This is a genomic window from Pontibacter sp. T17, assembly GCF_057219875.1.
In genome coordinates this window covers 1,566,851-1,592,529 of record NZ_JBXVVW010000001.1, presented here as the reverse complement: position 1 = coordinate 1,592,529, position 25,679 = coordinate 1,566,851, and the positions used below count along the sequence as shown (strand labels likewise).

Annotated in this window: 21 protein-coding genes and 1 tRNA gene; 13 read left to right on the top strand and 9 right to left on the bottom strand. The window is 58.4% G+C overall.

What is annotated here, in order from left to right:
- Window positions 1–40 precede the first annotated feature (40 nt).
- The 5 genes from AC2D8O_RS07015 to AC2D8O_RS06995 all read right to left on the bottom strand — a co-directional run bounded on the left by AC2D8O_RS07015 (window position 41) and on the right by AC2D8O_RS06995 (window position 2,827).
- The gene (locus tag AC2D8O_RS07015) at window positions 41–583 is read right to left on the bottom strand and encodes a type II toxin-antitoxin system PemK/MazF family toxin (protein WP_484678085.1); all 543 of its coding nucleotides are present in this window, start codon (window positions 581–583) and stop codon (window positions 41–43) included.
- The gene (locus tag AC2D8O_RS07010) at window positions 550–1,116 is read right to left on the bottom strand and encodes a hypothetical protein (RefSeq protein ID WP_484678084.1); all 567 of its coding nucleotides are present in this window, start codon (window positions 1,114–1,116) and stop codon (window positions 550–552) included. Before AC2D8O_RS07010 ends, AC2D8O_RS07015 begins: the two co-directional genes overlap by 34 nt.
- Window positions 1,117–1,370: 254 nt before the next feature.
- Window positions 1,371–1,443, bottom strand: a tRNA-Pro gene (locus AC2D8O_RS07005).
- 18 nt (window positions 1,444–1,461) lie between these two features.
- Window positions 1,462–1,875 (bottom strand): MerR family transcriptional regulator, encoded by a 414-nt coding sequence (locus tag AC2D8O_RS07000; protein WP_484678083.1) that lies wholly within the window; start codon window positions 1,873–1,875, stop codon window positions 1,462–1,464.
- A gap of 13 nt (window positions 1,876–1,888) precedes the next feature.
- The gene (locus tag AC2D8O_RS06995; RefSeq protein ID WP_484678082.1) at window positions 1,889–2,827 is read right to left on the bottom strand and encodes a peptidoglycan DD-metalloendopeptidase family protein; all 939 of its coding nucleotides are present in this window, start codon (window positions 2,825–2,827) and stop codon (window positions 1,889–1,891) included.
- Window positions 2,828–2,963: 136 nt separating this feature from the next.
- On the opposite strand from AC2D8O_RS06995, the gene alaS reads away from it, so the two are divergent.
- The 9 genes from alaS to AC2D8O_RS06950 all read left to right on the top strand — a co-directional run bounded on the left by alaS (window position 2,964) and on the right by AC2D8O_RS06950 (window position 12,690).
- Window positions 2,964–5,621, top strand: coding sequence for an alanine--tRNA ligase (gene alaS, locus AC2D8O_RS06990; RefSeq protein WP_484678081.1), 2,658 nt, complete (start codon window positions 2,964–2,966; stop codon window positions 5,619–5,621).
- 66 nt (window positions 5,622–5,687) lie between these two features.
- Window positions 5,688–6,545 carry an alpha/beta hydrolase gene (locus AC2D8O_RS06985; protein ID WP_484678080.1) on the top strand — a complete coding sequence of 286 codons (858 nt, stop codon included), beginning with the start codon at window positions 5,688–5,690 and terminating at the stop codon, window positions 6,543–6,545.
- 4 nt (window positions 6,546–6,549) lie between these two features.
- The gene (locus AC2D8O_RS06980) at window positions 6,550–7,380 is read left to right on the top strand and encodes an alpha/beta hydrolase (protein WP_484678079.1); all 831 of its coding nucleotides are present in this window, start codon (window positions 6,550–6,552) and stop codon (window positions 7,378–7,380) included.
- 129 nt (window positions 7,381–7,509) lie between these two features.
- Complete coding sequence (locus AC2D8O_RS06975; RefSeq protein ID WP_484678078.1) at window positions 7,510–7,881, top strand: IPT/TIG domain-containing protein; 372 nt, start codon at window positions 7,510–7,512, stop codon at window positions 7,879–7,881.
- Between the two features lie 291 nt (window positions 7,882–8,172).
- Window positions 8,173–8,589, top strand: coding sequence for a hypothetical protein (locus tag AC2D8O_RS06970; RefSeq protein ID WP_484678077.1), 417 nt, complete (start codon window positions 8,173–8,175; stop codon window positions 8,587–8,589).
- A gap of 43 nt (window positions 8,590–8,632) precedes the next feature.
- Window positions 8,633–9,052: a hypothetical protein gene (locus AC2D8O_RS06965; RefSeq protein WP_484678076.1), complete on the top strand. Its 420-nt coding sequence runs from the start codon at window positions 8,633–8,635 to the stop codon at window positions 9,050–9,052.
- A 124-nt stretch (window positions 9,053–9,176) separates the two neighbouring features.
- Window positions 9,177–10,463 (top strand): MFS transporter, encoded by a 1,287-nt coding sequence (locus AC2D8O_RS06960; protein ID WP_484678075.1) that lies wholly within the window; start codon window positions 9,177–9,179, stop codon window positions 10,461–10,463.
- Between the two features lie 174 nt (window positions 10,464–10,637).
- A complete protein-coding gene (locus AC2D8O_RS06955; RefSeq protein WP_484678074.1) occupies window positions 10,638–11,780 on the top strand; it encodes a glycosyltransferase family protein in 1,143 nt (380 codons plus the stop codon).
- Complete coding sequence (locus AC2D8O_RS06950; RefSeq protein WP_484678073.1) at window positions 11,767–12,690, top strand: UDP-2,3-diacylglucosamine diphosphatase; 924 nt, start codon at window positions 11,767–11,769, stop codon at window positions 12,688–12,690. The genes AC2D8O_RS06955 and AC2D8O_RS06950 overlap by 14 nt, the downstream gene beginning before the upstream one ends.
- A gap of 35 nt (window positions 12,691–12,725) precedes the next feature.
- Here the strand turns inward: AC2D8O_RS06950 and AC2D8O_RS06945 are convergent, their stop codons facing one another.
- The 3 genes from AC2D8O_RS06945 to recN form a co-directional block, all read right to left on the bottom strand.
- The gene (locus tag AC2D8O_RS06945; RefSeq protein ID WP_484678072.1) at window positions 12,726–15,350 is read right to left on the bottom strand and encodes a DNA gyrase/topoisomerase IV subunit A; all 2,625 of its coding nucleotides are present in this window, start codon (window positions 15,348–15,350) and stop codon (window positions 12,726–12,728) included.
- Between the two features lie 123 nt (window positions 15,351–15,473).
- Window positions 15,474–17,162: an AMP-binding protein gene (locus tag AC2D8O_RS06940; RefSeq protein ID WP_484678071.1), complete on the bottom strand. Its 1,689-nt coding sequence runs from the start codon at window positions 17,160–17,162 to the stop codon at window positions 15,474–15,476.
- Window positions 17,163–17,334: 172 nt separating this feature from the next.
- A complete protein-coding gene (recN, locus tag AC2D8O_RS06935) occupies window positions 17,335–19,059 on the bottom strand; it encodes a DNA repair protein RecN (RefSeq protein ID WP_484678070.1) in 1,725 nt (574 codons plus the stop codon).
- Between the two features lie 121 nt (window positions 19,060–19,180).
- On the opposite strand from recN, the gene gcvP reads away from it, so the two are divergent.
- The 3 genes from gcvP to AC2D8O_RS06920 all read left to right on the top strand — a co-directional run bounded on the left by gcvP (window position 19,181) and on the right by AC2D8O_RS06920 (window position 23,220).
- Entirely contained in the window at window positions 19,181–22,072 is a 2,892-nt protein-coding gene (gene gcvP / locus AC2D8O_RS06930; RefSeq protein WP_484678069.1) for an aminomethyl-transferring glycine dehydrogenase, read from the top strand.
- A gap of 97 nt (window positions 22,073–22,169) precedes the next feature.
- Entirely contained in the window at window positions 22,170–22,376 is a 207-nt protein-coding gene (locus AC2D8O_RS06925; protein WP_484678068.1) for a hypothetical protein, read from the top strand.
- A gap of 37 nt (window positions 22,377–22,413) precedes the next feature.
- Window positions 22,414–23,220 carry a hypothetical protein gene (locus AC2D8O_RS06920; protein ID WP_484678067.1) on the top strand — a complete coding sequence of 269 codons (807 nt, stop codon included), beginning with the start codon at window positions 22,414–22,416 and terminating at the stop codon, window positions 23,218–23,220.
- 33 nt (window positions 23,221–23,253) lie between these two features.
- Here AC2D8O_RS06920 and AC2D8O_RS06915 read toward each other — a convergent pair whose 3' ends face one another.
- Complete coding sequence (locus tag AC2D8O_RS06915; protein WP_484678066.1) at window positions 23,254–24,642, bottom strand: type III PLP-dependent enzyme domain-containing protein; 1,389 nt, start codon at window positions 24,640–24,642, stop codon at window positions 23,254–23,256.
- An 82-nt stretch (window positions 24,643–24,724) separates the two neighbouring features.
- Between AC2D8O_RS06915 and AC2D8O_RS06910 the strand changes: the two genes are divergently transcribed.
- A complete protein-coding gene (locus AC2D8O_RS06910; protein WP_484678065.1) occupies window positions 24,725–25,672 on the top strand; it encodes an arginase in 948 nt (315 codons plus the stop codon).
- Window positions 25,673–25,679 lie beyond the last annotated feature (7 nt).

Here is a 25,679-nt window from a genome sequence, read left to right as displayed (position 1 = left end):
AAAGATAGCGGAAGCGGCCAAGAGTTGGCAGGGAGGGGGGTTAGTGAGCATTCCTGAGAAGCTCCAACTCGGCTTGGGCTTTCTGGTAGCGCCGCTCCAATGCATCCATTTTACCACTTATATCTTTCAGTTGGACTTGTAGCGCTTGGGTATGATGTTTCACAGCGGTTTCAACCAATGCGTGAACACCCGTTACCAGCATGCTGGCCACCAGTATATCCTCCAATTCGTCAAGCATGACATGCCCCAATGGCTCCATAGGGCCGCCTTTAGCAGGTGTGCAAAAAGCCTGTAAAGACTTAGAGGTGATTAATAATGCTTCTGCCAATGAAGGCTTTACCAGATTATTACAGGAACTGGGATGTAATGGCACCATCCATGCCAATCGTGCGTATCGCTCTTGATATCCCGTAATAGGGACAACAATTCTCACGGCACGGTTATAAGGCAAGTCAGGCGAAATTACGACAGAAGGTCTGATTTTATCAGGTTCACTTCCGACATGATTGTTATAATCGATATACCAGATCTCGCCTTGTTGCGGATTGATTACTTGCTGAGCGGATGTGGGCTGTTCAGCCATTCCCTTACTTCCTCACGCTCAAAGTATCCCTCGGCATTTGCCCGAAGGAAAGAAATCTCAGTAACCAGTTGACTAACTGCTGGCGGCAGAAGAAGCAGCTCAGACCGTCTGGCATCAAGCATTACTACTGCTTGAAGACGAAGCGCTATTTGCTCTTGAATTGCCAGTATTTCATAAGTAGATAAAAGCCAGTGTTTAATCGCTAAGGGAAAGTCGGCATGATTACGCTTCTCCAGCTTATCGAGATGTCCTTTAATCTGCTCAATGCTCTTATTCAAGAATGGTAGAACCTCGCGAGCCTCATTGGGAGAAACCTTGTAGTTAATCAGATGCGGCAACTGCCGCAAGCGTTTCAGCCACTGATGGTTACCATAACGGGCAACGCGAGCAGTCAATAGTATAGGTCCAATCAAAAGTACACGTCGCAGCAGAACTGGCATTCTAGTGGTCCAGTGCCCTAACTGCTCAACGATGGTGCTTCCCAGCGGAATCCAACGGGGTTCTTCAAAGACAAGGTGAAGGGCGGAATCCATAAGAATCACAATTGCTCACGCATACCTCAAAGATACCTTGAATTTAAGCACCCCAAATAATCAACCTCAAAATGACAATTAGTTACAGCTTCGAGGCTTCGCGCCCCGTATTCAAAACAGTAAAGGCAGCCGAAAAGCATCCTCTGCATGCCTTCCTCCAGCACCCTATCAATAAGGCTTCATTCAGATGACGGATTTTCTCCAACAAAAAACCCTCTAGCGGTTAAGCCAGAGGGTTTTGTAGGGGTTAAATGTCGGAGAGGCGGGACTTGAACCCACGACCACTCGCCCCCCAGACGAGTACTCTACCAACTGAGCTACTCCCCGATTGAAGTGGCTGCAAATTTACAACAACTCCCGTAATGCCTCCAAGTTTTTTCGCACTTCGAGGAGGCGGTCGCGCAGTTCCATCTTGATAGACAGGTTGTTGGATTGCGTAGAAAGTTTTTCGCGGGCGCCCTGGAGGGTGTATTTCCGCACTTTCACCAGGTAGTGGATGCTCTTGAGCAGCTCTACGTCCTGGCGGGTGTAGAGGCGGCGGCCCTTGCGGGTTTTGCGGGGGCGCAACTGGTCGAACTCCGTTTCCCAGAAGCGCAGCACGCTCTGGTTCACTTCCAGCAGGTCGGCCACCTCGCCGATGGAGAAGTACTTTTTGGTGATGTCTTCGGCGCTGCGGGGAATGAGGGGCAGGCGCACGGGCTGCTCGGCTGGCGCGGCGGCATCAGCGTCGTGGGGCTGGGGCTGGGTGGGCGCTTCCATACAGCCGTGGAGGTCAGTTCATCGACTCGTTGTACTGCGACGCCTGGCTGCGGAAGGTTACCAGTTCTTCGGGCTTCAGGTCGTTGAAGAAGTAGTCGATGGGGTCTACGGCCTTGCCGTCTTTGCGCACCTCGTAGTACAGGTGGGGGCCTTTGGTGAGGCCGCTGTTACCGCTGAGGGCAATGACGTCGCCACGCTTCACGCGCTTGCCTGGCTTCACCAGCACGCGGTTCAGGTGGCCGTAGTAGGTAACGTAGCCATTGCCGTGGTCTATCTGCACGACGATGCCGCTGCCGCCGGTGGTGTTGCCCGCAAAGGTGACAGTGCCGTCGGCGGTGGCCATCACTTTGGTATCCATGTCGGCCTTGAAGTCGATGCCGGCGTGGAACATGTCCTTTTTGAAGATGGGATTGCGGCGTTTGCCAAAACCACTGAGGATGACCGTAGAAACGGGGCGGATGCTGGGAATGCGGGCCAGTTCCTTGCGGTTGGCCTTGGCAATCTCATACATCAGGTGCTGGGTTTCGGTCTGGGCCTGTAGGCGGGTCGAGAGCTCTTCGAGGCGCGAGCCGACGGCGTCGAGGTCTACCTCGCGGGTGCTGTCCTGCGCGGCAAGAGCAGCAGAATCGCCGGTGGTATCTTTAGGAGGCTCGGCGTTGAGGATCATCCGATAGAGGGCCTGGTCGCGCTGTTGCAGTTGCGCCAGGTGGTTCTGAAGGGTGTCGGCGGCTGTGCCATACTCCTTTATGGCGGCAGAGAGCTGCTGCTGCTCCTGTTTCAGGTTGTTGGCAGTGGGGCTGTCGTACACCAGGTAAAAGGCCCCCACCACGGCCACCGCCACCACCAGCGAGGTGAATACGTAAGGCAGCGAACGAACAGCATAAAACACCATTCCCTTGCGGATTTTGGTGTAGGTGAAGTCCTCGCGATTGAAGCGGTAGAGTTCGCGCATGCTGCAAAGTAAACGAATGCCCTGCCATAACGAGTGGCTGGCGCCAAATGGTACGCCTGCCGACGAAAGACTTGCCCCAAGGCTGCCGCAGACGTCGGCTCTTTGCGTACTTTTGCATGCCATTTTCAGCACCTGCATGGACACCCGCCGTACCCTGAGCAGCAGCGAAATCCGCAAGGCTTTCCTCGATTTCTTCCGCGAACGCCAACACGCCATCGTTGCTTCCGCCCCCATCGTATCCAAGGACGACCCCACCCTGATGTTCACCAACTCGGGCATGGCGCCGTTCAAGGACATTTTCACGGGTAACAAGCCTGCGGTACACAAGCGCATTGCCGACACGCAGAAGTGCCTGCGCGTGAGTGGCAAGCACAACGACCTGGAGGAAGTAGGCTTCGACACCTACCACCACACCATGTTCGAAATGCTGGGCAACTGGTCGTTTGGCGACTACTTCAAGAAAGACGCCATCGCCTGGGCCTGGGAGTTCATCACGGGCACGCTGGGCATGGACAAGAACCGCCTGTACGCCACGTACTTCGAGGGCTCGGACACCATTCCGGCCGACGAAGAAGCCCGCAGCGAATGGGCCAAGGTGCTGCCAGATGACCATATCCTGAAGGGCAACCGCAAGGACAACTTCTGGGAGATGGGCGAAACCGGCCCCTGTGGCCCCTGCACCGAGCTGCACGTAGACCTGCGCGACGCCGCCGACATTGCCAAGCTGCCGGGCCGCGACCTCGTGAACCAGAGCCACCCGCAGGTAATCGAGATCTGGAACCTGGTGTTCATGCAGTTTGAGCGCCGTGCCGACGGCACGCTCATTCCCCTGACCATGCAGAGCGTAGACACGGGCATGGGCTTCGAGCGCCTGTGCATGGCGATGCAGGGCAAGCACTCGACCTACGACACCGACGTCTTTCTGCCGCTGATTCAGCACCTGGAGAAGCACCACGGCGTGAAATACGCTGGTGGCCCCGTGCTGCCCGGCGACACCCCAAACCTCACCGACGTTGCCATCCGTGTAGCCATTGACCACATCCGGGCCATTGCGCTGGCCATCGGCGACGGGCAGCTTCCTGCTGCTGGCGGTGCAGGCTACGTCATCCGCCGCCTCATCCGCCGGGCGTCGCGCTACGGCTTCCAGCACCTCAACATCAAGCAGCCCTTCCTGCATGCACTGGTACCTGTGCTGGCCGACTACTACCGTGGCACCTTCGACGAACTCACCACCCAGCAGCAGTTCATCCAGACGGTGATTGAGCAGGAGGAAAAGTCGTTCCTGAACACGCTGGAAAAAGGCCTGACCCGCATCGAAGCCTTCCTGAAAGACGGCAAAGGCGCCAAGGTGCTTGAAGGACAGGTCGCATTTGAACTGTACGATACCTATGGCTTCCCGCTGGACCTGACGCAGCTGATTGCCCGGGAAAACGGCCTGGACGTAGACGTGAAAGGCTTTGATGCCGCCATGGCCGAGCAGAAAGCACGCTCCAAAGCAGCAGCCAAAGTACAGACCGGCGACTGGGTGGAACTGGTGCAGGGCCATGCCGACACGCTCTTCGTAGGCTACGACAGCCTGGCTATAGACGCCGAGATCGTGAAGTACCGCACGGTGCAGACGGCCAAAGGCCCGCAGTATCACGTGGTGCTGAACCGCACGCCGTTCTACGCGGAGTCGGGCGGCCAGATTGGCGATACCGGCACCCTGAAGCAGGGCAGCGAGACCCTGCGTGTGCTGGACACCGTGAAGGAAAACGACCTGATTGTACATATTGTACACCAGCTGCCTGAAGAAGCCGCCGGCACGTGGCAGGCCAGTGTAGACGCCAGCCGCCGCCAGGCCATCGCCGCCAACCACAGCGCCACCCACCTGCTGCACGCCGCCCTGCGCAGTGTGCTGGGCACCCACGTGGAGCAGCGCGGTTCGCGTGTGGCCGACGACCTGCTGCGCTTCGACTTCTCGCACTTCCAGGGCGTGACGGAAGAAGAGCTGGCACGTATTGAAACGATTGTCAACGAGCGGATTGCCCAGGGCATCGCGCTGGACGAATACCGCGACAAACCTATTGACGAAGCCAAAGGCATGGGCGCAATGGCGCTCTTTGGCGAGAAGTATGGCGACCGCGTGCGCGTCATCGTGTTTGACCCCAGCTACTCGGTAGAACTGTGCGGCGGCACCCATGTGCGCAACACCCGCGACATACGTCTGTTCAAGCTGACGAGCGAGGGCAGCGTGGCTGCTGGCATTCGCCGCGTGGAGGCCGTGACCGCTGAGGGCGCGCTGAGCTGGTACCAGCAGCAGGCCGCGCTGGTGGGTCGGGTGAAGGAAGCCCTGAAGAACCCGCGCGACCTGGAGAAAGCCGTCAACGACCTGTCGGAACAGAACCGCCAGCTGCAACAGAAGCTGGAGAAGCTGCGTGGTGCCGCCATTGCCCAACTGGCCCGCGACCTGGCCCCCAAAGCCGAAGCCCACAACGGCCGCAACGTGCTGGTGCAGCAGGTAGAGGTGGAAAACGCCGACGAGCTGAAGACCTTGGCCTTTGAACTGGCCAAAGCCCTTCCGCAGGCGGTGATTGCGCTGGGAGGTGTAGCCGACGGCAAGCCCATGCTGGCCATCAAGATTGACGAGGCGCTGGTAAGCGGCGGCCTGGATGCAGCCAAGATTGTGCGCGAAGCTGCCAAGGAAGTGCAGGGCGGCGGCGGTGGTCAGCCGTTCTTCGCTACGGCCGGTGGCAAAAATCCAGATGGCATAGCCGCAGCACTGGGCAAAGCCCGCGCGGCCCTGATGGCCTGACCGTGCACCACAAAAGGCTGGTGTAGTGCCGGAGGAAATGCGTAAACTGTAGTACTGCTGCCGTTTATGGATTTCCTCTTTGTGGCACCCATTCTCGTGGTCGGGTACCTGGTGGTCAATTTCATTGCCTATCTGGTGCAGGAACGCTTCATTTTCAAGCCCGAGAAGCTGGCGCAGGATTTCGAGTACCAGTACCGCTTCCCGTTCTACGAGCTGTTCTTCGATGTGAAGACGGGCGTACGCATCAATGGGCTGCATTTTCTGGCCAGCGACGACCCCGCCCAGCGCAAAGGCATCGTGGTGTATTTCCACGGTAACACCCGCAGCATCAAGGGCTGGGGCAAGTACTCGCGCGACTTTACCGACCACGGCTGGGATGTGCTGATGATTGATTACCGCGGCTTTGGCAAAAGCACCGGCCGCCGCACCGAGTTTGACCTCAAGGCCGATGCCCAGTTTGTGTACCGCCAGCTGCTGGAAACGTGGCCCGAGGAAAAGATCGTGGTATATGGACGCAGCATTGGGTCGGGCTTTGCGGCCAAGCTGGCCAGCCAGAACTACCCCGCCCTGCTCATTCTCGACGCGCCCTACTACTCATTCACCCGGCTGGCGCGGCGCTATCTGCCGTTCCTGCCCATCCCCTGGATTCTGCGCTACCCCCTGCGCACACACACCTACCTAAAGTATGTGCGCTGTCCCATCCGCATCATCCACGGCACCAAAGACCGGCTCATTCCCTACCGCTCCAGCGTGGACCTGGCGCAGATACAGCCGCTGAACACCATCCTGTATGCCGTGCCAGGCGGGCACCATAACGACCTGCCCAGCTTTCCGCTGTACCATGAGATACTGGCCAAGGTGTTGCGCGAAGCCGAAACCCAACCACCCCGCCACCCCATTGCCGACCGCACCGATATCTTCTAGCTCCATGTATCGTATCCGCCGCTTTGTCATACCGCTGGCTATTATCTACCTGACAGCAATGTTCGTGGCCTGGGGCACCCAGCACTGGTTTGTGTTCAACAACAGCAGCCTGCCCGCCGACCACGTTTTTCATTTCGACTCGCTAGCAGCTGAGGAGGTGTGGATACCAGGCACGGCAGACGCGCCCCCCATCAACGCACTGTATTTCAAGGCCCAAGTGCCCCGCAAGGGGCTCATCGTTTACCATCACGGTAACCGCGGCACCCTGCAACGCTGGGGCACCTATGCCCCCGACCTTCTGGAACATGGCTACGATGTGTTGATGTATGACTACCGGGGCTATGGCAAAACCCCCGGCCCTGTCCCGACAGAAGCGGCACTCTACGCCGATGCTGAACGGGTATATCAATACGCGTTGTCACGCTGTGGCGCCGACAGCATGGTCATCATGGGGCGCAGCCTGGGGTCAGGGCTAGCCGCCTGGCAGGCACAGCAGCACCCTCCCCGGCTACTGATTCTGGAAACACCCTACGCCGACTTTTCCGAGCTCATGGGCCTGAAAGCCCAGTGGATGCCCGCCCGCTGGCTGGCCAGCTACCGCATGTCTACGCGCAGCTACCTAAAGGGGCTGAAGTGCCCCATTCTGGTGCTTCATGGCACTGCCGACAAACTCATCCCGCTGGTGCATGCCCAGACGCTGGTTCCAGTGCTGCAGTTGTCGCGCGACCGCTTTGTGGTGATTCCCGAAGGCACCCATGGCAATCTGCGGGAATACGCCATCTATCATAAGGCACTGACAGAGATGCTAAGTCAGGCAAGTCTTAAATTACGTTAAACCCTTACGCATTAAAGCGTAATAAAAGCAGCGCTGTGGTACGTTTGTGTCCGAATCGTACACACTCGCACTGCACAGATGCACTTTCACTCTTCAATTACCCGCGTAGCATTGTTGCTGTTTGCAGCAATGGCTTTGGCTGTAACTGCCTGTAACAAGGATAGGACCGAGCCTGCACCCAGAATTACCGCCATCACTCCCAGCCCGGTGAACTTTGGCGAAACCGTAACCATCACAGGCGAGAACTTCGGCACCTCCACGGCAGATGTAGTGGTGCTGTTCCGCCCCACGGGGATCGCAGCCTTGTCTGCTGCACAGAAAAGAAGCATGGTATCATTTGAAGGCGAGTACTTCTACGCCTACAGTCCTTCTACCGTCACCAGCACAACCATCAACGTGGCCCCAAGCCTGTGTGAAAGTGAAGTTGAAGTTCGGGTGATCGTGAAGGACCAGATCGCTACCGCCCCATCTTTAATTGACGTCTACTCTTTTTGCCTGTAATAAGTATTCAAACCGATTGAAAAATTGACATATACGTGTAAAAGCGTATATGGCAATTTTGCTTCAAATGAGGTATTGCTCGCTACCGTGCTGGCATACATACACGCCGCACAGTGCACCAAATGGCCTAAAAATGACATTATCCAATAACCAAATGGTCATTTATAGGTAGGCTAACAGGAAAAAATCGACGAACCGCTGGGAAAGAATTGGCGCATTTCTACATCTTTACAACGGTATCCTAAGGGAAACCACGTACACTCAAGCTTTACTCTTTTTTAAGTTTCCAACATGTTGAAATCCATCTTTACCCGAGCATTTGCCGTGGCAGCTGCTGTGGCAGTAATGGCGCTGGCAGGCTGCAAAGACAATGCTGAGGCCAAGCCTGAAATCACCAGCCTGGACTACGCGCTGGCAACCAACACCCTGACAATAAATGGCAAAAACTTTGGCACCAACGCCAGTGATGTAATGGTACTGGTACGCTATGCTGGTGGTGCCTCCATCATTTCGCCTGCTGCTGCCGAGAAAGCTGGCATGATCAGCTACGAGGGTGACTATTTCTACGCCTACACGCCCAGCTCCATTACTTCGACTGCCATTTCCGTGAGCCCTGGCTGCCCCTGGGGTGAAAACGAGGTGCGCGTTATCGTGAAAAGCTTCACGGCCAAGGCGCCCAACACCATCGTCATGAACTACTGCGACTAATTGCCGCCTGGCTCTACCTCTCTTTCCTTTTCTGATTCTCCCCATGCTGAAAAACATCTTTTCCCGAGCACTCGCAGTAGTAGCTCTTGTGGGTTTTGTCGCACTGTCGGGCTGTAACGACGATGCTGAACCCAAAGCCGAGGTAACCTCGATCTCCTTCGACCTGGCTTCCAATCTGGTTACCATCAATGGCAAGAACTTCGGCACTTCGAGCGCTGACGTGCTGATTCTGTTTGAAGAAACAGGCGGTGGTCCACGTGTTGCCGTTTCAGCTGATGCCGATAAGGCGGGCCGTATCATCTTCATGGATGGCACTAGCTACCGCGCCTACAGCCCTGCCAGCCTCACCAACGAGCGCATGACCGTAGAGCCGGGCTGCTTCTTTGGCGAATACAATGTTAAGGTGCTGGTGAAGCAGATGGTTGCTGATGCTCCTTCTATCGAGATCAACAACTGTTTCTAACAGCTGTTAAGTACTACCAACCTCTGTACGTACTCGGCCCCTGATTGTCAGGGGCCTTTTTGTTGCTCCAGACATGATTTCAGCTTGACGGCAAGCCCAGTCGCTGTACCTTCGCACACCAGATATGCCGACAGAAGGTTCTTCCGCCAGCTCCCCTTCCAACCGACAGGAAATGTGGGAGGTATTGGGTAACCGCGAGTTTCGCGCCTTTCTCATTGCCCGGCTCATGGCCACACTGGCCATTCAAATGCAGTCGGTCATCATAGCGTGGCAGGTTTACGACATCACCCACGACCCATTGTCGCTGGGCTACATCGGCCTGGCCGAAGCCATCCCGGCCATCTCGTTTGCCCTGCTGGGTGGGCATTATGTAGACAAGAATGACCGCCGCAACATCATACTCGCCGCACAGATGGCGCTGGTTCTCTGCACGGCGGTGATGATGGGTCTGACGCTGAACTTCGACAGCCTGAAGGCTTCGCACATCGTGTGGCCCATCTATACGGTGATGTTCACCATTGGGATGGTGCGGGCGTTCATCGGGCCGTCGTACTTCTCGTTTCTCTCTCAGCTGGTGCCACGCAAACAGTATGCCCGGGCCAGCGGCTGGAACAGCACCGTATGGCAAAGTGGTGCCGTGGCAGGCCCGGCGCTGGGTGGCCTGCTCTATTCCTTTATCGGCCCGCTATGGACGTATGCTCACGTGGTGGCGTTGTTGGGTATCGCGTTCATCGCCATCACTACCATCGAACGCAAGCCGCTGCCTACCCGAAACGGCGGGGCCAAAGAGCCCCTGCTGGAATCGCTGTCTCAGGGGCTGCGTTTTGTATTCTCTACCCCCATTATTCTCAGTGCACTGGCGCTTGACCTGTTCGCAGTGCTGTTTGGTGGAGCTACAGCCCTGCTGCCTGTCTTTGCCAGCGATATCCTGAAGGTGGGTCCTGAAGGACTGGGCATGCTGCGGGCCGCCCCAGCGGCCGGGGCGGTGTTGGTGGCAGTGATACTGGCGCTGCGCCCACCGGGCCAGAATGCAGGACGCGCCCTGCTGCTGAGCGTGGCTGGCTTTGGCTGCTGTATCATTGGGTTTGGCTACTCACGCATTTTTGAGGTATCGCTGGCATTGCTGTTTCTGTCTGGCGCGTTCGACTGTGTGAGTGTCGTGATCCGCAGCACGATTCTGCAACTGCACACGCCCGACCACATGCGGGGTCGTGTAGCGTCTGTCAACACCATGTTCATCGGCAGCAGCAACGAGATTGGTGCCTTTGAAAGCGGAGTCACGGCGAAATGGTTTGGCGCGCGAGGGGCCGTAATGCTGGGCGGCACCCTGACCCTCCTGGTGGTAGCTGGGGCATCGATTCTGAGCCCACAGATCAGAAATCTGAACCTGAAGAAACAGGCGGAACACTGAGTTGCCGACAGGCTTGAGGTTGATACAGAAAACCCAAGTGGACAAAGGGGCCATACAACGGTAACAGCTGGCAAGCCCTTTTCACACGTACTGACGGCCTTTTACAATTTGGTAACCAAGTCTTTGGGTAGCGGTAACACCACGCGCGGCTTCCGTGCGTTGTTTCGCTGACAGATGCGTTACCTACTCTTCGTTAAGGGCGACGGCCGTGGCCACCTGACTCAGACACTGTCGCTGTGCCAACTGCTACGCGACAACGGCCACGAAATTGCTGCTGTCATCATCGGTGCGCCCGCCGAAGCGCAGGTCCCGACATTCATCTACGAGCGGGCAGGCTGCCCGGTGGTTCGCCTGGAAAGCCCAAACCTGATGCTGAACAGAAAAGGCGACCGCATCGACTGGCTGCGCACCATCGCCACGGGCACCCGCCACCTGGGCCGCTACCTTGCCAGTCTACGTCAGATCCGCGACCTGCTGGCCCAGTATCCCGCCGACGCCATCATCAACCTGTATGAGCCCCTGGTGCGCCTGTATGGGTTGCGCTATGGCAAGCTGCCGCCAGTGGTAAACATCAGCCACCAAAACCTGATGCTGCACCCGCAGTTTGGCTTTCCGCCCGACCGTGTGCTGGAACGCAGTATGGTGCGCAACTACACCGCCTTTCTGTGCCCGCCCGGCAGCAAAACGCTCTCGCTTTCGTTTTACGAACTGCCCGATCACCAGCCCGGCCACAACTATGTGGTAGCTCCGCTGCTGCGCCGCGAGGTGTTTGAGCGCACCGCCACCAACGACGGCCACCTGCTGGTGTATATGGTGTACCCCGGCATTGCCGAGCAGGTGAAGGCCTTCAACCGACAGCATCCAGAACAGCGCATACATGCCTTCTGGAGCCGCAAAGACGTGCCCAATCCGCTGGAAGTGAGTCCTACCCTCACCTTTCACCACATCCACGAGACACTGTTTCTTGACCTGCTGGCATCTGCCAAAGGGGTAGCCACCACCGCCGGCTTCGAAACCGTGTGCGAGGCCTTCTACCTGCGTAAGCCAGCCATTCTGCTGCCCATGCCGGGACAGTATGAGCAATACCTCAATGCCTGGGACGCCGAGAAAGTAGGTGCTGGCAAACATGTAGAGGCCCTTGACCCCACCCTGCTGGATGCCTTCATCCCGCAGTATGCGCCACAGCACGCAGCCTACATCGCCTGGCTGGAGGCAGGCCGCCAGCGCCTGCTCTGGCACCTGGAACACCCGGCCACTCTGCAATCGGCCCCATCGTCTACCGTCCACCCCAACGCCACTGCCCATGCCCAAGCTTAAGTTCCGCACCGTCATCCTGTCCGATGTGCACATGGGTGCCGCCGGCTGCCGCATCGATGAAGTGAACGACTTTCTGAAGCACGTCAAGTGCAAGAAGCTCATTCTCAACGGCGACATCATTGACACCTGGGCCCTGAAGCGCAGTGGTGTATGGACCAAGAAGCATACCCGCTTTGTGCGTCTGGTGCTGGGCAAGATCCAGAAGCAGCACACCCAGGTGATTTACCTGCGCGGCAACCACGACGACCTGCTGGAACGCTTTCTGCCCATGCAGTTTGCTGGTATTCAGCTGGTAGAGAAGCACGTGCACAGCACCCCGCAGGGCAACTATCTGGTGCTGCACGGCGACGTGTTTGACAGCGTGACGAGCAAGATGCGCTGGCTGGCCCACCTGGGCGACATCGGCTATTCGCTGCTGCTGAAAATCAACCGGTTCTACAACCGTTACCGCGCCTGGCGTGGGCTGGAATACTACAGCATCAGCGCGGCCATCAAAGCCAAGGTGAAGGGCGCCGTGAACTTCATCAGCAACTTTGAAGACTGCCTGGTGGACATTGCCCACGATCGTGGGTACCGGGGCGTTATCTGCGGCCACATTCACACCCCAGCCAACAAGATGCTGGGCAACGTACACTACCTCAACAGCGGCGACTGGGTGGAGTCGTTGACGGCGCTGGTGGAACACAAAGACGGCACATTTGAAATCCTGACCTATGGAGAGTTTCGTAAACGACTGGCTGACAAAGCTGAACGCAAAGCAGCCCACCGGGCCGCACGCCAACTGGCCAGCACGCTGGAACCAGAATCTTCTGCGGAAACGCCTGTCAGCCGCCGCTCGAACCCCGGACGCGAGGAAGCCCCGCCCCAGGCGTTCGACTTCTCTCTACTGAACAGCATGGCCTCCTTCTAAGGGAGGCCATTTGCTTTCTTCGGCAGAAACAACTGTTAGAACAGGGTGCCGCCTTCGCCGTGGGTAGGTGCCTCGACGCCGCCACGCAGTTCGTCGGACTCGGCCGGAGGGGTATCTTCCTCGGCAGCCTCGGCCTCAGGCTCGGGTTCGGCATGGCGCAGCATGGTAACACTCTGCACCTTGGCATAGGGTAGCTTGCGGCCCAGGGCCTTCCAGCCCTTCACCTCCACTTCTTCTAGTTCCATTTCTTCTTTCTGGCCCTTGCCCTGCTGCACCTCCACCACGGGCTGGGGCCAGGCAGTGGCAAACAGCAGCTTGCTGCCTGCGCCTTCTGAGATGAACGGGTATTTCTTACCCAGCACACTGGGCTCCAGCACAAAGCGCTTCACGTAATACTCCTTGCGCTCGCCGTCGTAATAAATGGCCGACACTACCTGCTCGGGGTCGAACTTGTGGAGCTCCAGCACCTGGCCGTCGAAACGCTGGGTCAGCTCAAAGCCGGTCTGCTCGTAGGTGCCGTCGGCGTAGAGCACCAGCAGACGGTCTTCGCCTTCGAAGCGGCCGAGCGCCGTGCCGTGGCCGTCGGCATTGAGGCGAGACAGCGCGGGATCGAACCACAGGGCGCGGCCGCCCAGCGTGCTGGCGCCCACCGACTTCTGCGTGATTTTCTTGACGGGCGTGCGCGCCAGAATGTTACCTGCGGCTGTGCGCGCCTTGATGGCCAACGAGCCGAAGTCGAAGTCGTATTCCAGCTTGCGCAGGTTGGGCATGGGCTTCAGCTGCACCTTCACCACCTCGCGCTCGCCATTGGGGTGGGCGGTGAAGTACACCACAAACGAGCCCTTCGTACCCTTCGTCAGGTCGTATTCCTTGTCGCGGGTGACGCCCTGTACCTGAAAGCGCTTCACCATCGAGTTGCCGCCGCCGGTCCGTCCGCCGCCATCCTGATACACCATGTGGTACACCATGCGGTCGTCGTTCTTGCGGAACACGTTGACATACAGGATATCTTTGCCCAGAAATGCCTTTTCACTCACTTTGGACACTATCATCTTGCCATCGGCGCGGAAAACGATGATGTCGTCAATATCGGAGCAGTCGCAGACATACTCTACATTCTCTTCCTTCTTCATGGCATTGCCATAGCCTACAAAGCCGCCAGCACGGTTTACATACAGCTTGGCATTGGCAATGGCTACTACAGTTGCCTGAATGGTGTCGAAGGTCCTGATCTCGGTTTTGCGCTCGCGGCCCTTGCCGTATTTCTTCAGCAGCTGGCGGTACCAGTCGATGGTGTAGTCCACGAGGTTGGCCAGGTGATTGGCCACTTCCTCCATCTCGGTTTCGAGCCCGCGGATGAACTCGTCGGCCTTGAAGCTGTCGTACTTCGAGATGCGCTTGATGCGGATTTCGGTAAGCTTCAGGATGTCGTCGCGGGTGATGTCGCGGCGGAACTGCTTGCGGAACGGTTTGAGGCCCTCGTCGATGATGTCCAGTACGGCCTCGAAGGTCTCTGCCTCTTCAATGTTGCGGTAGATGCGGTTCTCGATGAAGATCTTCTCGAGCGAAGAGAGATGCCACTGCTCCAGCAGTTCGGCCATCCGGATGTCCAGTTCCTGTTGCAGCAAGGCTTTGGTGCTGTCTACGCAGAGGCGCAGCACGTGCTCCACGTTGGTGAACATGGGCCGCTCCTGGAAGATAATGCAGCAGTTGGGCGACACCGACACCTCGCAGTCTGTGAAGGCGTAGAGGGCATCGATGGTGATGTCGGGCGAGGTACCGGGGGCCAGATGAATGACGATTTCGACGTTGCGGGCGGTGTTGTCGTCAATGTGCTTGATTTTGATCTTGCCCTTCTCGTTGGCCTTGAGGATGCTGTCGATAAGGCTCTGGGTGGTAGAGCCGTAGGGTATGCTGGTGATGACCAATGTCTTCTTGTCCAGCTCCTGGATATTGGCCCGGATGCGTACACGGCCACCGCGTTCGCCAGCGCGGTAGTCGCTCACGTCGATCATGCCGCCGGTGAGGAAGTCGGGATACAGCGTGAAGGGCTTGCCCTTGAGGTAGGCAATGGCGGCCTCGCAGAGCTCCACGAAATTATGCGGCAGAATCTTGGTACTCAGACCTACGGCAATACCCTCGGCGCCCTGTGCCAGGAGCAGCGGAAACTTCACCGGCAGGGTGACGGGCTCCTGCTTGCGGCCGTCGTAGCTGAGCTGCCAACCCGTGGTTTTGGGGTTGAAGAGGATCTCGAGGGCAAACTTTGAGAGGCGGGCTTCGATGTAACGGGCGGCCGCAGCACCGTCGCCAGTGAAGACGTTGCCCCAGTTGCCTTGGGTGTCGATGAGCAGCTCTTTCTGGCCCATGCCCACCAGTGCGTCGCCGATGCTGGCGTCGCCGTGGGGGTGGTACTGCATGGTCTGGCCGATGATGTTGGCCACCTTGTGGAAGCGGCCATCGTCCATATCGTACATGGCATGCAGCAGGCGGCGCTGCACAGGCTTCAGGCCGTCTTCGGCGTAGGGCACAGCACGGTCCAGAATCACGTAGCTGGCGTATTCCAGAAAGTAGTTCTGGTACATGCCAGCCAGTGCCGTGCTCTGCTCCATCGCGCCGTCTTCCAGGGGCTCCACGGGTGTACCGTCCGTCGGGTTGCTCATGGGCGCAAAACTACCGCCTTCGGCGCTTCCGTCGCAGCGTCAACCGCCCGAATTATCCAGACCCCCCGACGAGAAACGGCAGCCAGTGGCTGCCGTTTCCGTGGAATCGTAATGTACTCGTTATCAGACGCTGGCATTTTCCAACTTGGCAATGGCTTCTTCGCGCAGGGGGCGGCGGAGAATCTTGCCAACGTTGCTCTTGGGCAGTTCGTCGCGGAACTCGATGATGGTAGGCCGCTTATAGGCGGTCAGGTTCTCGTGACAATAGCTCTTCACGTCGTCGAGTGTCAGGGCAGGGTCCTTTTTCACAACGACGAGCATTACTGCCTCGCCAGTCTTTTCGCTGGGCACGCCAATGGCCGCAACTTCCAGCACACCGGGGTGGCCAGCTACGACGTCCTCTACCTCGTTCGGGAACACCTTGAAGCCCGATACGTTGATCATGTCCTTCTTGCGGTCAACGATGCGGAAGTAACCATCGGGGTCCATCATGGCAATGTCGCCGGTGCGCAGGTAGCCGTCAGACAGGAATACTTTGGCATTCTCCTCAGGCTTCTGCCAGTAGCCCTGCATTACCTGCGGGCCCCGGATGCACAGTTCGCCACGTTCGCCCTGGGGTACGTCGTTGCCGTCTTCGTCGATGATACGGATCTCGGTGCTGGGCAGGGGCATACCGATGGAGCCGAGGCGGGGTTCGCCCGAAATCAGCGGATTAGAGTGCGTCACGGGGCTGGTCTCGGTCATGCCGTAGCCCTCGACAATCTGCACACCTGTCAGTTTGGTGAAACGTTCGGCAACCGGGCGCTGCAACGCCATGCCGCCTGCTGACACAATGCGGCAATACTGCCAGTCGATTTTGCTGAAGAGCGGATGGTTCATCATACCGACAAACAGCGTATTGAGGCCGCTCATGGCAGTAAACTTCCATTTGGCCACCTCTGAGAGGAAAGCCTTCATATCGCGGGGGTTGGGAATCAGCACGTTGAGAGCGCCGACTTTCATGAAGCACATGGCGCTGACCGTGAGGGCATAGATGTGGTACAGCGGCAGGGGTGTGATAACGATTTCCTTGCCGGGCTCCACAGGCAGCCAGGCCGACATCTGCTCCATGTTGGCCACGATGTTGCGGTGGGTCAGCACGGCACCTTTTGAGACACCCGTGGTGCCGCCGGTGTACTGAATGAAAGCCATATCTGCACCCTTGATAGCGGGAGTGCGGAGGTCGTGCAGGGCACCCTGCTTCAGGGCCTGGTTGAAGCTGACGGCCTGTGGCAGGTGGTATTTGGGCACCATGCGCTTCACATACTTCACCACAAAATTGACCAGACCGCCTTTAAGGCCGCCCAGCATGTCGCCTATTTCAGTGACAATCACTTTTTTCACTTCGGTCTCGGCCACGATCTGCTCGAGGTTGTTGGCGAAGTTGGCAAGGATGACGATGGCTTTGGCGCCGCTGTCGCCAAGATGATACTTCATCTCGCGGGGGGTGTAGAGCGGGTTGATGTTCACCACTACCAGACCCGCACGCAGCGCACCAAACATTGCCACAGGATACTGCATGACGTTGGGCATCTGCATGGCAATGCGATCGCCGGGCTTCAGACCTGCCACATTCTGCAGGTAACTGGCGAATTGTGCCGACAGCCTGTCCAATTCGGCATACGTAATGGTTTTACCCATGAAGGCATAGGCAGGGCGGTTGGCAAACCGCTTGCAGCTCTGCTCCACTACTTCTACGATGCTGCCGAATGCTTCGGGGTTAATCTCGACGGGGACACCGGCCGGATAGTTCGCTAGCCACACTTTTTCCATAAGGCGACGGGGGAGACGTGTATCGATTGGATGTTGCTTGACAGTTCTCCACAAGTTAAACGTTCCACCGCCCTTTTACCAGAAAAAAAGCGGTAAGGCGCGAAAACTTTGTGGCATTTACAGCAAAGCAAACAAGCCACCGAAAGGGTTGCAAAACCGCTACAGGGGCTATCTAACTGTGCATCAGGTCGCGGGCGTTGGCCAGGGCACTGTCGGTAATCCGGTCGCCGGCCATCATGCGGGCAATCTGCTCCACACGGGCAGTGTCATCGAGTGCCTCGATGCGGGTGAAAGTACGGTCAGCCAGCTGCTCCTTGCGGATGAAGAAGTGCATGCCAGGGCGACTGGCAATCTGCGGCAGGTGCGTAATGGCCAGCACCTGGTGCCCCTCGCTGAGGTTCTGGAGAGTGCGCCCCACCTTCATGGCAGTTTCGCCGCTGATGCCGGTGTCGATTTCGTCGAAGATCAGCACGCTGAGGGCCAGCTTTTCGGCCAGGGCAGTTTTCAGGGCCAGCATTACGCGCGAGAGCTCGCCACCGCTGGCTACCTGTTGCAGGGTGCCTGCCCCCACGCCGGGGTTGGTCTGGATGCGGAACTCCACGGTGTTGATGCCACGGGGCCCGCACTCCACTGGCGCGCCTTCCACCACCAGCCCTTCGGCTGCTGCCTTGCGGCGCTCCACTTTTATTGCGAAGACGGCTTTGGGCAGGCCTACTTCGGGGAAAAGGCGCTGGGCGCGCTCGGTCAGTACGGTGGCGGCCTTGATGCGGGCTTTTTCCAGTGCCAGGCCGCGCTTCTCCAGCTGAGCCGACAGCATGGCTATCTCCTGCTCCAGCGCGGCAATGCGCTCGGGAGTCTCGGCGTAGGCTTCCAGCTTGGTGGCAAAGTCATCGCGCAGGGCAATGAGTTCGGCGGCGGTGCGCACGGCAAACTTCACTTTCAGCTTGTTGTAGGTGTCGAGGCGGGCGTGCAGCGTAGCGGCCTTCTCAGGGTCCAGTTCGGTTTCTTCGGCCAACTGGCGCAGGTTTCCGGCCACCTCTTCGAGCTGGAAGCGGAGGTCCTGGAGGCGTTCGGCCTCGGGCGACAGGCGGGGGTCAGCTACCGACATGCGTTCCAGCTCGCGGGCAGCACCCTTCAGCATGGGTGCCAGACCATTTTCTTCGCCTTCTATCAGCTGCACGGCGTGGCTCAGGGCCTCGAGTATGGTCTCGGCATTCTGGGCTGCACTCAGTTGCGCTTCTATAGCCTCGTCTTCGCCTTCTTTCAGGTCGGCGGCGTCTAGCTCCTTGTATTGGTATTCGTAATAGTCCTGTTGCTTGCGGGCCTCGGCCAGGGCACTTTTCAGTTGCTGCACCTCTTCCAGCAGCTGTTTCCAGCGGGCCAGGTCGCGGCCAAAGGCACGGGCCTCGTCGCTGACGGCGGCATACTGGTCCAGCACGGCCAGCTGTGCGCCGGGTGCAAGCAGTTGTAGGCCATCGTGCTGGCCATGCAGATCTACCACCCGGCTGGTGATGCCTTTCAGCACGGTCAGCGTCACGGGGGTGTCGTTGACAAAGGCGCGCGACCGGCCGCCGGGGGCAATCTCGCGGCGCAACACCAGCAGGGTGTCATTGAGGTCGGGCAGGGCTTCGGCATCGGCCTCCTCGGCCAGCAGGGCTTCCTGTATGCCTGCCAGCACTTCCTGCGCCAGCACAAACTCGGCCTCCACGATGCACTTCTGATTGGCGTCGAAAAGCACGGAGGGGTCGGCGCGTTTGCCCAGAATCAGGCCAATGGCATCCACCAGCAATGACTTGCCCGCCCCGGTTTCGCCCGTAAGCAAGTTTAGATTGGGCCCAAATTGCAGGTCCACGCGGTCGATGAGTGCGAAATTCTGCACCAGAAGGCGTTGCAGCATACCGCGAAGATACACCGGAATGGCCTGCCACCTGTAACTGCCTGCTGTATGCTAAAAGGCCTGTGTTTTCGTTGTTTCGGCAGTGTATCTTTGCGCACCCTACGACTCTTCATCCCACTTCATGAAAACCGACCTCGGCTATCGCGAATCGTTCAGTGGCCGCCACATTGGCCCCAATGCAGAGGAAGCCCAGCAGATGCTGGCAACCATCGGCGTAGCGTCGGTGGATGAACTTATCAGCCAGACCATCCCCGGAGCCATCCGCCGGGCAGCCGACATGAAGCTGCCCAGCGCCATGACCGAGCCCGAGGTGCTGGAAATGCTCAAGGGCATCGCCAGCCAGAACAAAGTATACAAGAGTTACATCGGCATGGGGTACTACAACACCCATGTGCCCGGTGTCATCCTGCGGAACGTACTTGAGAATCCAGGCTGGTACACGCAATACACGCCCTATCAGGCCGAGATTGCCCAGGGCCGCCTGGAAGCCCTGCTGAACTACCAGACGCTGGTGATGGACCTCACCGGCCTGGACATCGCCAACGCCTCGCTGCTGGACGAAGCCACTGCCGTAGCCGAGGGCATGGCAATGGCCTTTGCCCACACCCGTGCCGACGGCCTGGGTGCCAAGCTGCTGGTTAGCAACGCCCTGCACCCACAGTCGCTGGCCGTACTGGAAACCCGTGCCGAGCCCATTGGCGTCACCATTGAAGTAGCCGACGTAGCCACCGCGAACCTTGAGAGCAAAGAATACTTTGCCGTGGTGCTGCAATACCCCACCACCTTTGGCAACGTGGAAGACTATGCCCAGCTGGTAAGCCGCATCCATGCAGTGAAGGGCCTGGCCATTGTAGCAAGCGACCTGCTGGCGCTGACGCTGCTGGAAGCCCCCGGCCAGTGGGGTGCCGACATCGTAGTAGGTTCGGCCCAGCGTTTTGGTGTGCCGATGGGCTACGGTGGCCCACACGCCGCCTTCTTTGCCTGCCGCGATGCCTTCAAGCGCAGCATGCCCGGTCGCCTGATTGGCGTGTCGGTAGACAGCCAGGGCAAGCCTGCCATGCGTCTGGCCCTCCAGACCCGCGAGCAGCACATCCGCCGCGAGAAAGCTACCTCCAACATCTGTACGGCCCAGGTACTGCTCGCCATCATGGCCAGCATGTATGCTGTGTACCACGGCCCCAAAGGCCTCACCGCCATTGCCCGCCGTACCCATGCGCTGGCAGCCCTGCTGGCCTCCGCACTTGAAAAGCTGGGCCTGAAGCAGCACAACGCCCACTATTTCGACACCCTGCACGTAAGTGGTGTAGATGCCGCCGCTGTTCGCAAGGTGATGGAAGCCAACAGCATCAACCTGCGCTACAACGCTGACGGCAGCATGGGCATTTCGGTAGACGAAACCACCACCCCTGCCGACATCGAGCAGCTAGTAGCCCTCTTTGCCGGTGTACTGGGCAAGCCTGCCCCCGCTGTTGCCGAACTGGCCGACAAGCTGCCTGCCAACCGCTTTGAGCCCTTTGCCCGTCGCAGCGACTTCCTCACGCACCCCGTCTTCAACAGCTACCACACCGAGACGGAGATGCTGCGCTACATCAAGCGTCTGGAAGCCCGCGACCTGTCGCTGGCCCACAGCATGATTCCGCTGGGCTCCTGCACCATGAAGCTCAACGCCACCACCGAGATGATTCCGGTGACCTGGCCAGAGTTTGGGGCCATACACCCGTTTGCCCCTGCCGACCAGGCCAAGGGCTATCACCAGCTGTTCCGCGAACTGGAGCAGTACCTCAACGAGTGTACCGGCTTTGCCGCCACCTCGCTGCAACCGAACAGCGGCGCGCAGGGTGAGTATGCAGGCCTCATGGTCATCCGCGAATACCACCGCAGCCGCGGCGACCACCACCGCAACATCGCCCTCATTCCGTCGTCGGCCCACGGCACCAACCCTGCCAGCGCCGTCATGGCTGGCATGGAAGTGGTAGTGACCAAGTGCGACGAAAACGGCAACATCGATGTAGCCGAACTGAAAGCCAAGGCAGAGCAGTACAAAGACCGTCTCGCCTGCCTGATGGTCACCTATCCTTCTACGCACGGGGTGTTCGAGGAGTCGATCAAGGAAATCTGCGCCATCATCCATGCCAACGGTGGCCAGGTGTACATGGACGGCGCCAACATGAATGCGCAGGTCGGCCTCACCAGCCCCGCCAACATCGGTGCTGACGTTTGTCACCTGAACCTGCACAAGACGTTCTGCATTCCCCACGGCGGCGGCGGCCCCGGCATGGGCCCCATCTGCGTGGCCAGCCACCTGGCGCCCTTCCTTCCCAGCCACCCGCTGATAGCCACGGGCGGCGCACAGGGCATGAAGCCGGTATCGGCAGCGCCCTGGGGCAGCGCCAGCATCCTGCTCATCAGCTACACCTACATTCGCATGATGGGCGCTGAGGGCCTGACGGACGCCACCCGCTACGCCATTCTCAATGCCAACTACATCAAGAAGCGCCTGGAGAACCACTATCCAGTACTCTACACCGGCAACCACGGCCGTGTGGCGCACGAGTTGATTCTGGATCTCCGTAGCCATAAGCACAGCACCGGCATAGAGGTAGAAGACATCGCCAAGCGCCTGATCGACTACGGCTACCACGCGCCCACCGTCAGCTTCCCTGTAGCGGGTACGCTGATGATTGAGCCCACCGAGAGCGAAGCCAAGGCCGAACTGGACCGCTTCTGCGACGCCATGATTGCCATCATGGGCGAAATCAACGCCATTGCTGAGGGAAAAGCCGATGCCAAAGACAACGTGCTGAAGAATGCCCCACACACAGCCGAGGTAGTCACCGCCGACCAGTGGAGCCATCCCTACAGCCGTCAGCAGGCAGCCTTCCCACTGCCATGGATTATCACCCGCAAGTTCTGGCCTGCCGTTGGCCGTGTGAACAACACCCATGGCGACCGTAACCTGGTGTGTGCCTGTCCCCCAATGGAAGCGTATATGACCGAAGCCGCTACCGCATAAGCGGCAGCTACGGCTACTTTCTCTATCTTTTGTTAATCGAGAGCGAACAGCCAGACGTATGTCTGGCTGTTTTCGTTACTTACATGTACAAACAGCTATGAGCGACAGTCCCCTATTCTATCCGCAAGCCAGTTATCAGGAGGGTTTGGCCTGTCCGTTCATCCCCTCGGCTGCACCAGTGGGGCTCACCCGCAACCCAAATCTGGAGCGCCTGCTGCAACAGCCGCGCCTGCCCAAGCCCACCGACGGCCAGACACCCTTTGCAGGCAGCACGGCAAGCCAGTTGCCCCCGTCCGACAACTGACCACCGGAATCCGGCGCCGATTGCCCATATTTGCGACGTGCCGACTGCCGCCTCACTCCACCTGCGCCTGCGCGCCGTGCTGCTCTTTGTAGCGGTTCTGGCACTGGCACCCCTGGGAGTCGCAGCCCAGCTGATCGACACCGTCGAGGAGCCCTTTGTCACCAAGAACGACACCGTCAACCAGCGGCTGTCCATCCTCAACGGCTTCGACGTCGCCATACTCGACCCCGAGCTGATGACCAATTCGGGCATCAAGATTCAAAGTGGCTTTGGCTACTACTATCTCCACGTAGTCAAGACGCAGAAAATCTTCATCGACTCGGCCCAGGTCGACAACCGCGGCGAAGACACCTACGTGGCCATCATTGCCACCTCGCCATCCATCCGGTTGGAAGAAGATGCCATCCGCAGCCGCGCTTTGTTCCTCAAGGCAATCGTGGTGGGCGAGAATGCCGAGAACAAGAAGACCCAGTACGAAACCAAGGCCGAGAAGTACGACCGCGAAGCCGACAGCCTCGAAGCGGCCATGAAAGACGCCTTCATGCCCGAAATGGGGCTGAAACAAAGGCTGGAGCTGCTGCGCCTGATGGCCAGCAACTGCCGGTTCTTTGCTGAAGCCTATGAGGAACTGGGCAGCAACCAGAGTGGCCCCGTACTGGCCAAGTTCTTCATGAAGCACTACTTCAACCAGTCGGAGCGGTTCAACCTATACACCCACCCTTTTGGGCTGCCACAGGTGGGGCGCGAAGCCAACCTCAACAAGCGCGGCGAGACCCCAGAGGAAGAGGCAGCACGAGTGGCTGCCGAACAAAGCGGCAAAGGCAGAAAAAAGAAACGGCGCTGAATCAGCGCCGTCTTCGTTTGCGTTACGGTGTAATCAGAAGCCCAGGATTTTGAGCACCTGCTTGCTGTTCTGCTCCTCGGCGAAGAGCTCAAAGTTGAGCGTTTCGTCCTTGTTGCGGCGAATGAGCACGTGCTTGGGTGTGGGGATAAGGCAGTGGTGAATGCCCCCCACCCCACTGAGCGACTGCTGGTAGGCACCCGTGTGGAAGAAACCAACGTACTGCTGCTTGCGGGTCTTGGGCATGTAGACGGCATCTACGTGGGCATCCTGGTGATAGAAGTCCATGTGGTCACAGGTCATGCCGCCAAGGTTCACGCGCTCAATCTCCACGTCCCAGTTGTTGATGGGGAGCAGGATGTAGCGGTGATTCAGGGCCCAGGCATCGGGCAGGGTGGTCATGAGGCTGCCATCCAGAATCAGCCACTTCTCGCGGTCGTTCTGCTGCTTGCGGCCCAGCACCTTGAAGATGATGCCGCTGGACTCGGCCACAGTGTAGCTGCCGAACTCGGTCACGATATCTGGCTCCATCACGTCGTTCTCGGAGCAGATGTCCTTGATACGCTGGATGATCTCGCCGATGATATACTCGTAGTCGAACTGGAAAGCGAGTGAGTTGCGGTAAGGCAGCCCGCCGCCGATGTTCAGCATCTTCAGCTCGGGGTTCACCTTCTTGAACTTGCAGTAGAACTGCACCACTTTCTCCAGCTCGTTCCAGTAGTAGGGGGTGTCCTGTATGCCACTGTTGATGAAGAAGTGCAGCATTTCGATGTTGAACTGCTTGGACTCCTTGATCTTCGAGTCGTAGAGGTCGAGGATTTCGTCGGGGCGGATGCCCAGACGGGTGGTATACATGGGGAAGTCGGGCTTCTCTTCAATGGCTAGACGCACACCCAGCTTCACGGGGATGTTCTCTTCCAGCTCGCTGGCGTAGAAGTTGAACTCCTCTTTGTTGTCCAGCACCGGGATTACGTTGCTGAAGCCGTCGTGGAGCATGTCGACGATGTACTGCTTGTACTGGTCGCGCTTGAAGCCGTTGCACACTACCATGACGTCCTTCTTCACCAGCCCACGCTTCTCGAGGGCATCGATGAGCGGCATGTCGAAGGCGCTGCTGGTTTCCAGGTGAATGTCGTTTTTCAACGCCTCTTCCAGGACATACCGGAAATGCGAACTCTTGGTGCAGTAGCAATAGGTGTAACTGCCGCGGTAGTTTGCCTTCAGGATGGCATTCTGGAAGTAAAGCTTGGCCTGCCTGATCTTCTTGCTGATGGTAGGCAGGTAGGTGAAACGCATGGGCGTGCCATACGTCTCAATCATCTCCATGAGGTTGATATCATGGAAATACAGCTCGTCGTCTATGACTTCGAAGCCGTCCTGTGGGAACTCGACGCTGAGATCGAGAAATTCTAAGTAGCTTTGCATTCCTCTGAAAGAGACGCGCAAATATAGTTTTATGTGCGTGATCGGGGTCCGATATTGTGCCCCGGGACCTCAAAAAAATGGTATGCCTATTCGATCGATTGAGTACATCTTCGTAAAGTCCGAGCTGGGTGCCGGAACATACGGGTCCAGTCTGGGAGTTGAGGCCATCTGGTTGGTAGCCAACCAGCGCAACTCAGATCTTTTCGAACGCTATCCCCAACACTGGATCGAAGATGACTCGGTCGATGTGGATGAGCCGCCTTACGCGCACAACATCCACAACATTGTACCACTGTACAACACCATCGCGCGCTCGGTACAGCACAGCCGCCGCCACAACCATATTCCTGTGGTCATTGCTGGCGACCACGCCAACGCTGGCGGCACCCTCGCCGGCCTGCGCATGGCCCACCCCGACAAGCGCATCGGCGTAATCTGGATTGACGCCCACGGCGACCTTAACACCCCCTGGACCACCCCCAGCGGCAACATGCATGGCATGCCCCTGGGCGCCTCGCTGGGCCTCCATGCCACCGGCCCCGACTCCACCGAATCGGCTGGCAACCCCGTAGACGCCAAGACCAAACATGCCTGGCAGCTGCTCTGCGAAATCGGCGGCATCTATCCCAAAGTGCAGGTGCAGGACCTCGTACTCGTAGGCATCCGCGACCTCGACGAGCCCGAGTGGGAGTTTGTCCGCAAGCACAACATTTGCCACTTCACGCCCGAAGACATCACCGTGAAGGGGGCCGCCACCATTGCCGAGGAAACACTGGCTCATCTGGCCCAGTGCGACTATATCTACGTCAGCTTCGATATCGACAGCCTCGACGAGACCATCGTGCCCGGTACCGGAACCCCCACCCCCGGTGGCCTTTCCATCGTACAGGCGCAGGAACTGCTGTGGCAATTCTGGAGCGCCGAAAAGATGATTGCGCTGGAGTTCTGCGAAATCAACCCGCTGCTCGACAACCGCAATCAGACCGCGCAGGTGGCCTTCGAACTGCTCTCGGGCCTCCTCGACGACTGATTTCCTA

Bases quoted from the DNA above. Each gene is read 5' to 3' on its own strand.
- AC2D8O_RS07015 (WP_484678085.1), bottom strand. From the start codon at position 583: ATGGCTGAACAGCCCACATCCGCTCAGCAAGTAATCAATCCGCAACAA.
- AC2D8O_RS07010 (WP_484678084.1), bottom strand. From the start codon at position 1,116: ATGGATTCCGCCCTTCACCTTGTCTTTGAAGAACCCCGTTGGATTCCG.
- AC2D8O_RS07000 (WP_484678083.1), bottom strand. From the start codon at position 1,875: ATGGAAGCGCCCACCCAGCCCCAGCCCCACGACGCTGATGCCGCCGCG.
- AC2D8O_RS06995 (WP_484678082.1), bottom strand. From the start codon at position 2,827: ATGCGCGAACTCTACCGCTTCAATCGCGAGGACTTCACCTACACCAAA.
- alaS (WP_484678081.1), top strand. From the start codon at position 2,964: ATGGACACCCGCCGTACCCTGAGCAGCAGCGAAATCCGCAAGGCTTTC.
- AC2D8O_RS06985 (WP_484678080.1), top strand. From the start codon at position 5,688: ATGGATTTCCTCTTTGTGGCACCCATTCTCGTGGTCGGGTACCTGGTG.
- AC2D8O_RS06980 (WP_484678079.1), top strand. From the start codon at position 6,550: ATGTATCGTATCCGCCGCTTTGTCATACCGCTGGCTATTATCTACCTG.
- AC2D8O_RS06975 (WP_484678078.1), top strand. From the start codon at position 7,510: ATGGCTTTGGCTGTAACTGCCTGTAACAAGGATAGGACCGAGCCTGCA.
- AC2D8O_RS06970 (WP_484678077.1), top strand. From the start codon at position 8,173: ATGTTGAAATCCATCTTTACCCGAGCATTTGCCGTGGCAGCTGCTGTG.
- AC2D8O_RS06965 (WP_484678076.1), top strand. From the start codon at position 8,633: ATGCTGAAAAACATCTTTTCCCGAGCACTCGCAGTAGTAGCTCTTGTG.
- AC2D8O_RS06960 (WP_484678075.1), top strand. From the start codon at position 9,177: ATGCCGACAGAAGGTTCTTCCGCCAGCTCCCCTTCCAACCGACAGGAA.
- AC2D8O_RS06955 (WP_484678074.1), top strand. From the start codon at position 10,638: ATGCGTTACCTACTCTTCGTTAAGGGCGACGGCCGTGGCCACCTGACT.
- AC2D8O_RS06950 (WP_484678073.1), top strand. From the start codon at position 11,767: ATGCCCAAGCTTAAGTTCCGCACCGTCATCCTGTCCGATGTGCACATG.
- AC2D8O_RS06945 (WP_484678072.1), bottom strand. From the start codon at position 15,350: ATGAGCAACCCGACGGACGGTACACCCGTGGAGCCCCTGGAAGACGGC.
- AC2D8O_RS06940 (WP_484678071.1), bottom strand. From the start codon at position 17,162: ATGGAAAAAGTGTGGCTAGCGAACTATCCGGCCGGTGTCCCCGTCGAG.
- recN (WP_484678070.1), bottom strand. From the start codon at position 19,059: ATGCTGCAACGCCTTCTGGTGCAGAATTTCGCACTCATCGACCGCGTG.
- gcvP (WP_484678069.1), top strand. From the start codon at position 19,181: ATGAAAACCGACCTCGGCTATCGCGAATCGTTCAGTGGCCGCCACATT.
- AC2D8O_RS06925 (WP_484678068.1), top strand. From the start codon at position 22,170: ATGAGCGACAGTCCCCTATTCTATCCGCAAGCCAGTTATCAGGAGGGT.
- AC2D8O_RS06915 (WP_484678066.1), bottom strand. From the start codon at position 24,642: ATGCAAAGCTACTTAGAATTTCTCGATCTCAGCGTCGAGTTCCCACAG.
- AC2D8O_RS06910 (WP_484678065.1), top strand. From the start codon at position 24,725: ATGCCTATTCGATCGATTGAGTACATCTTCGTAAAGTCCGAGCTGGGT.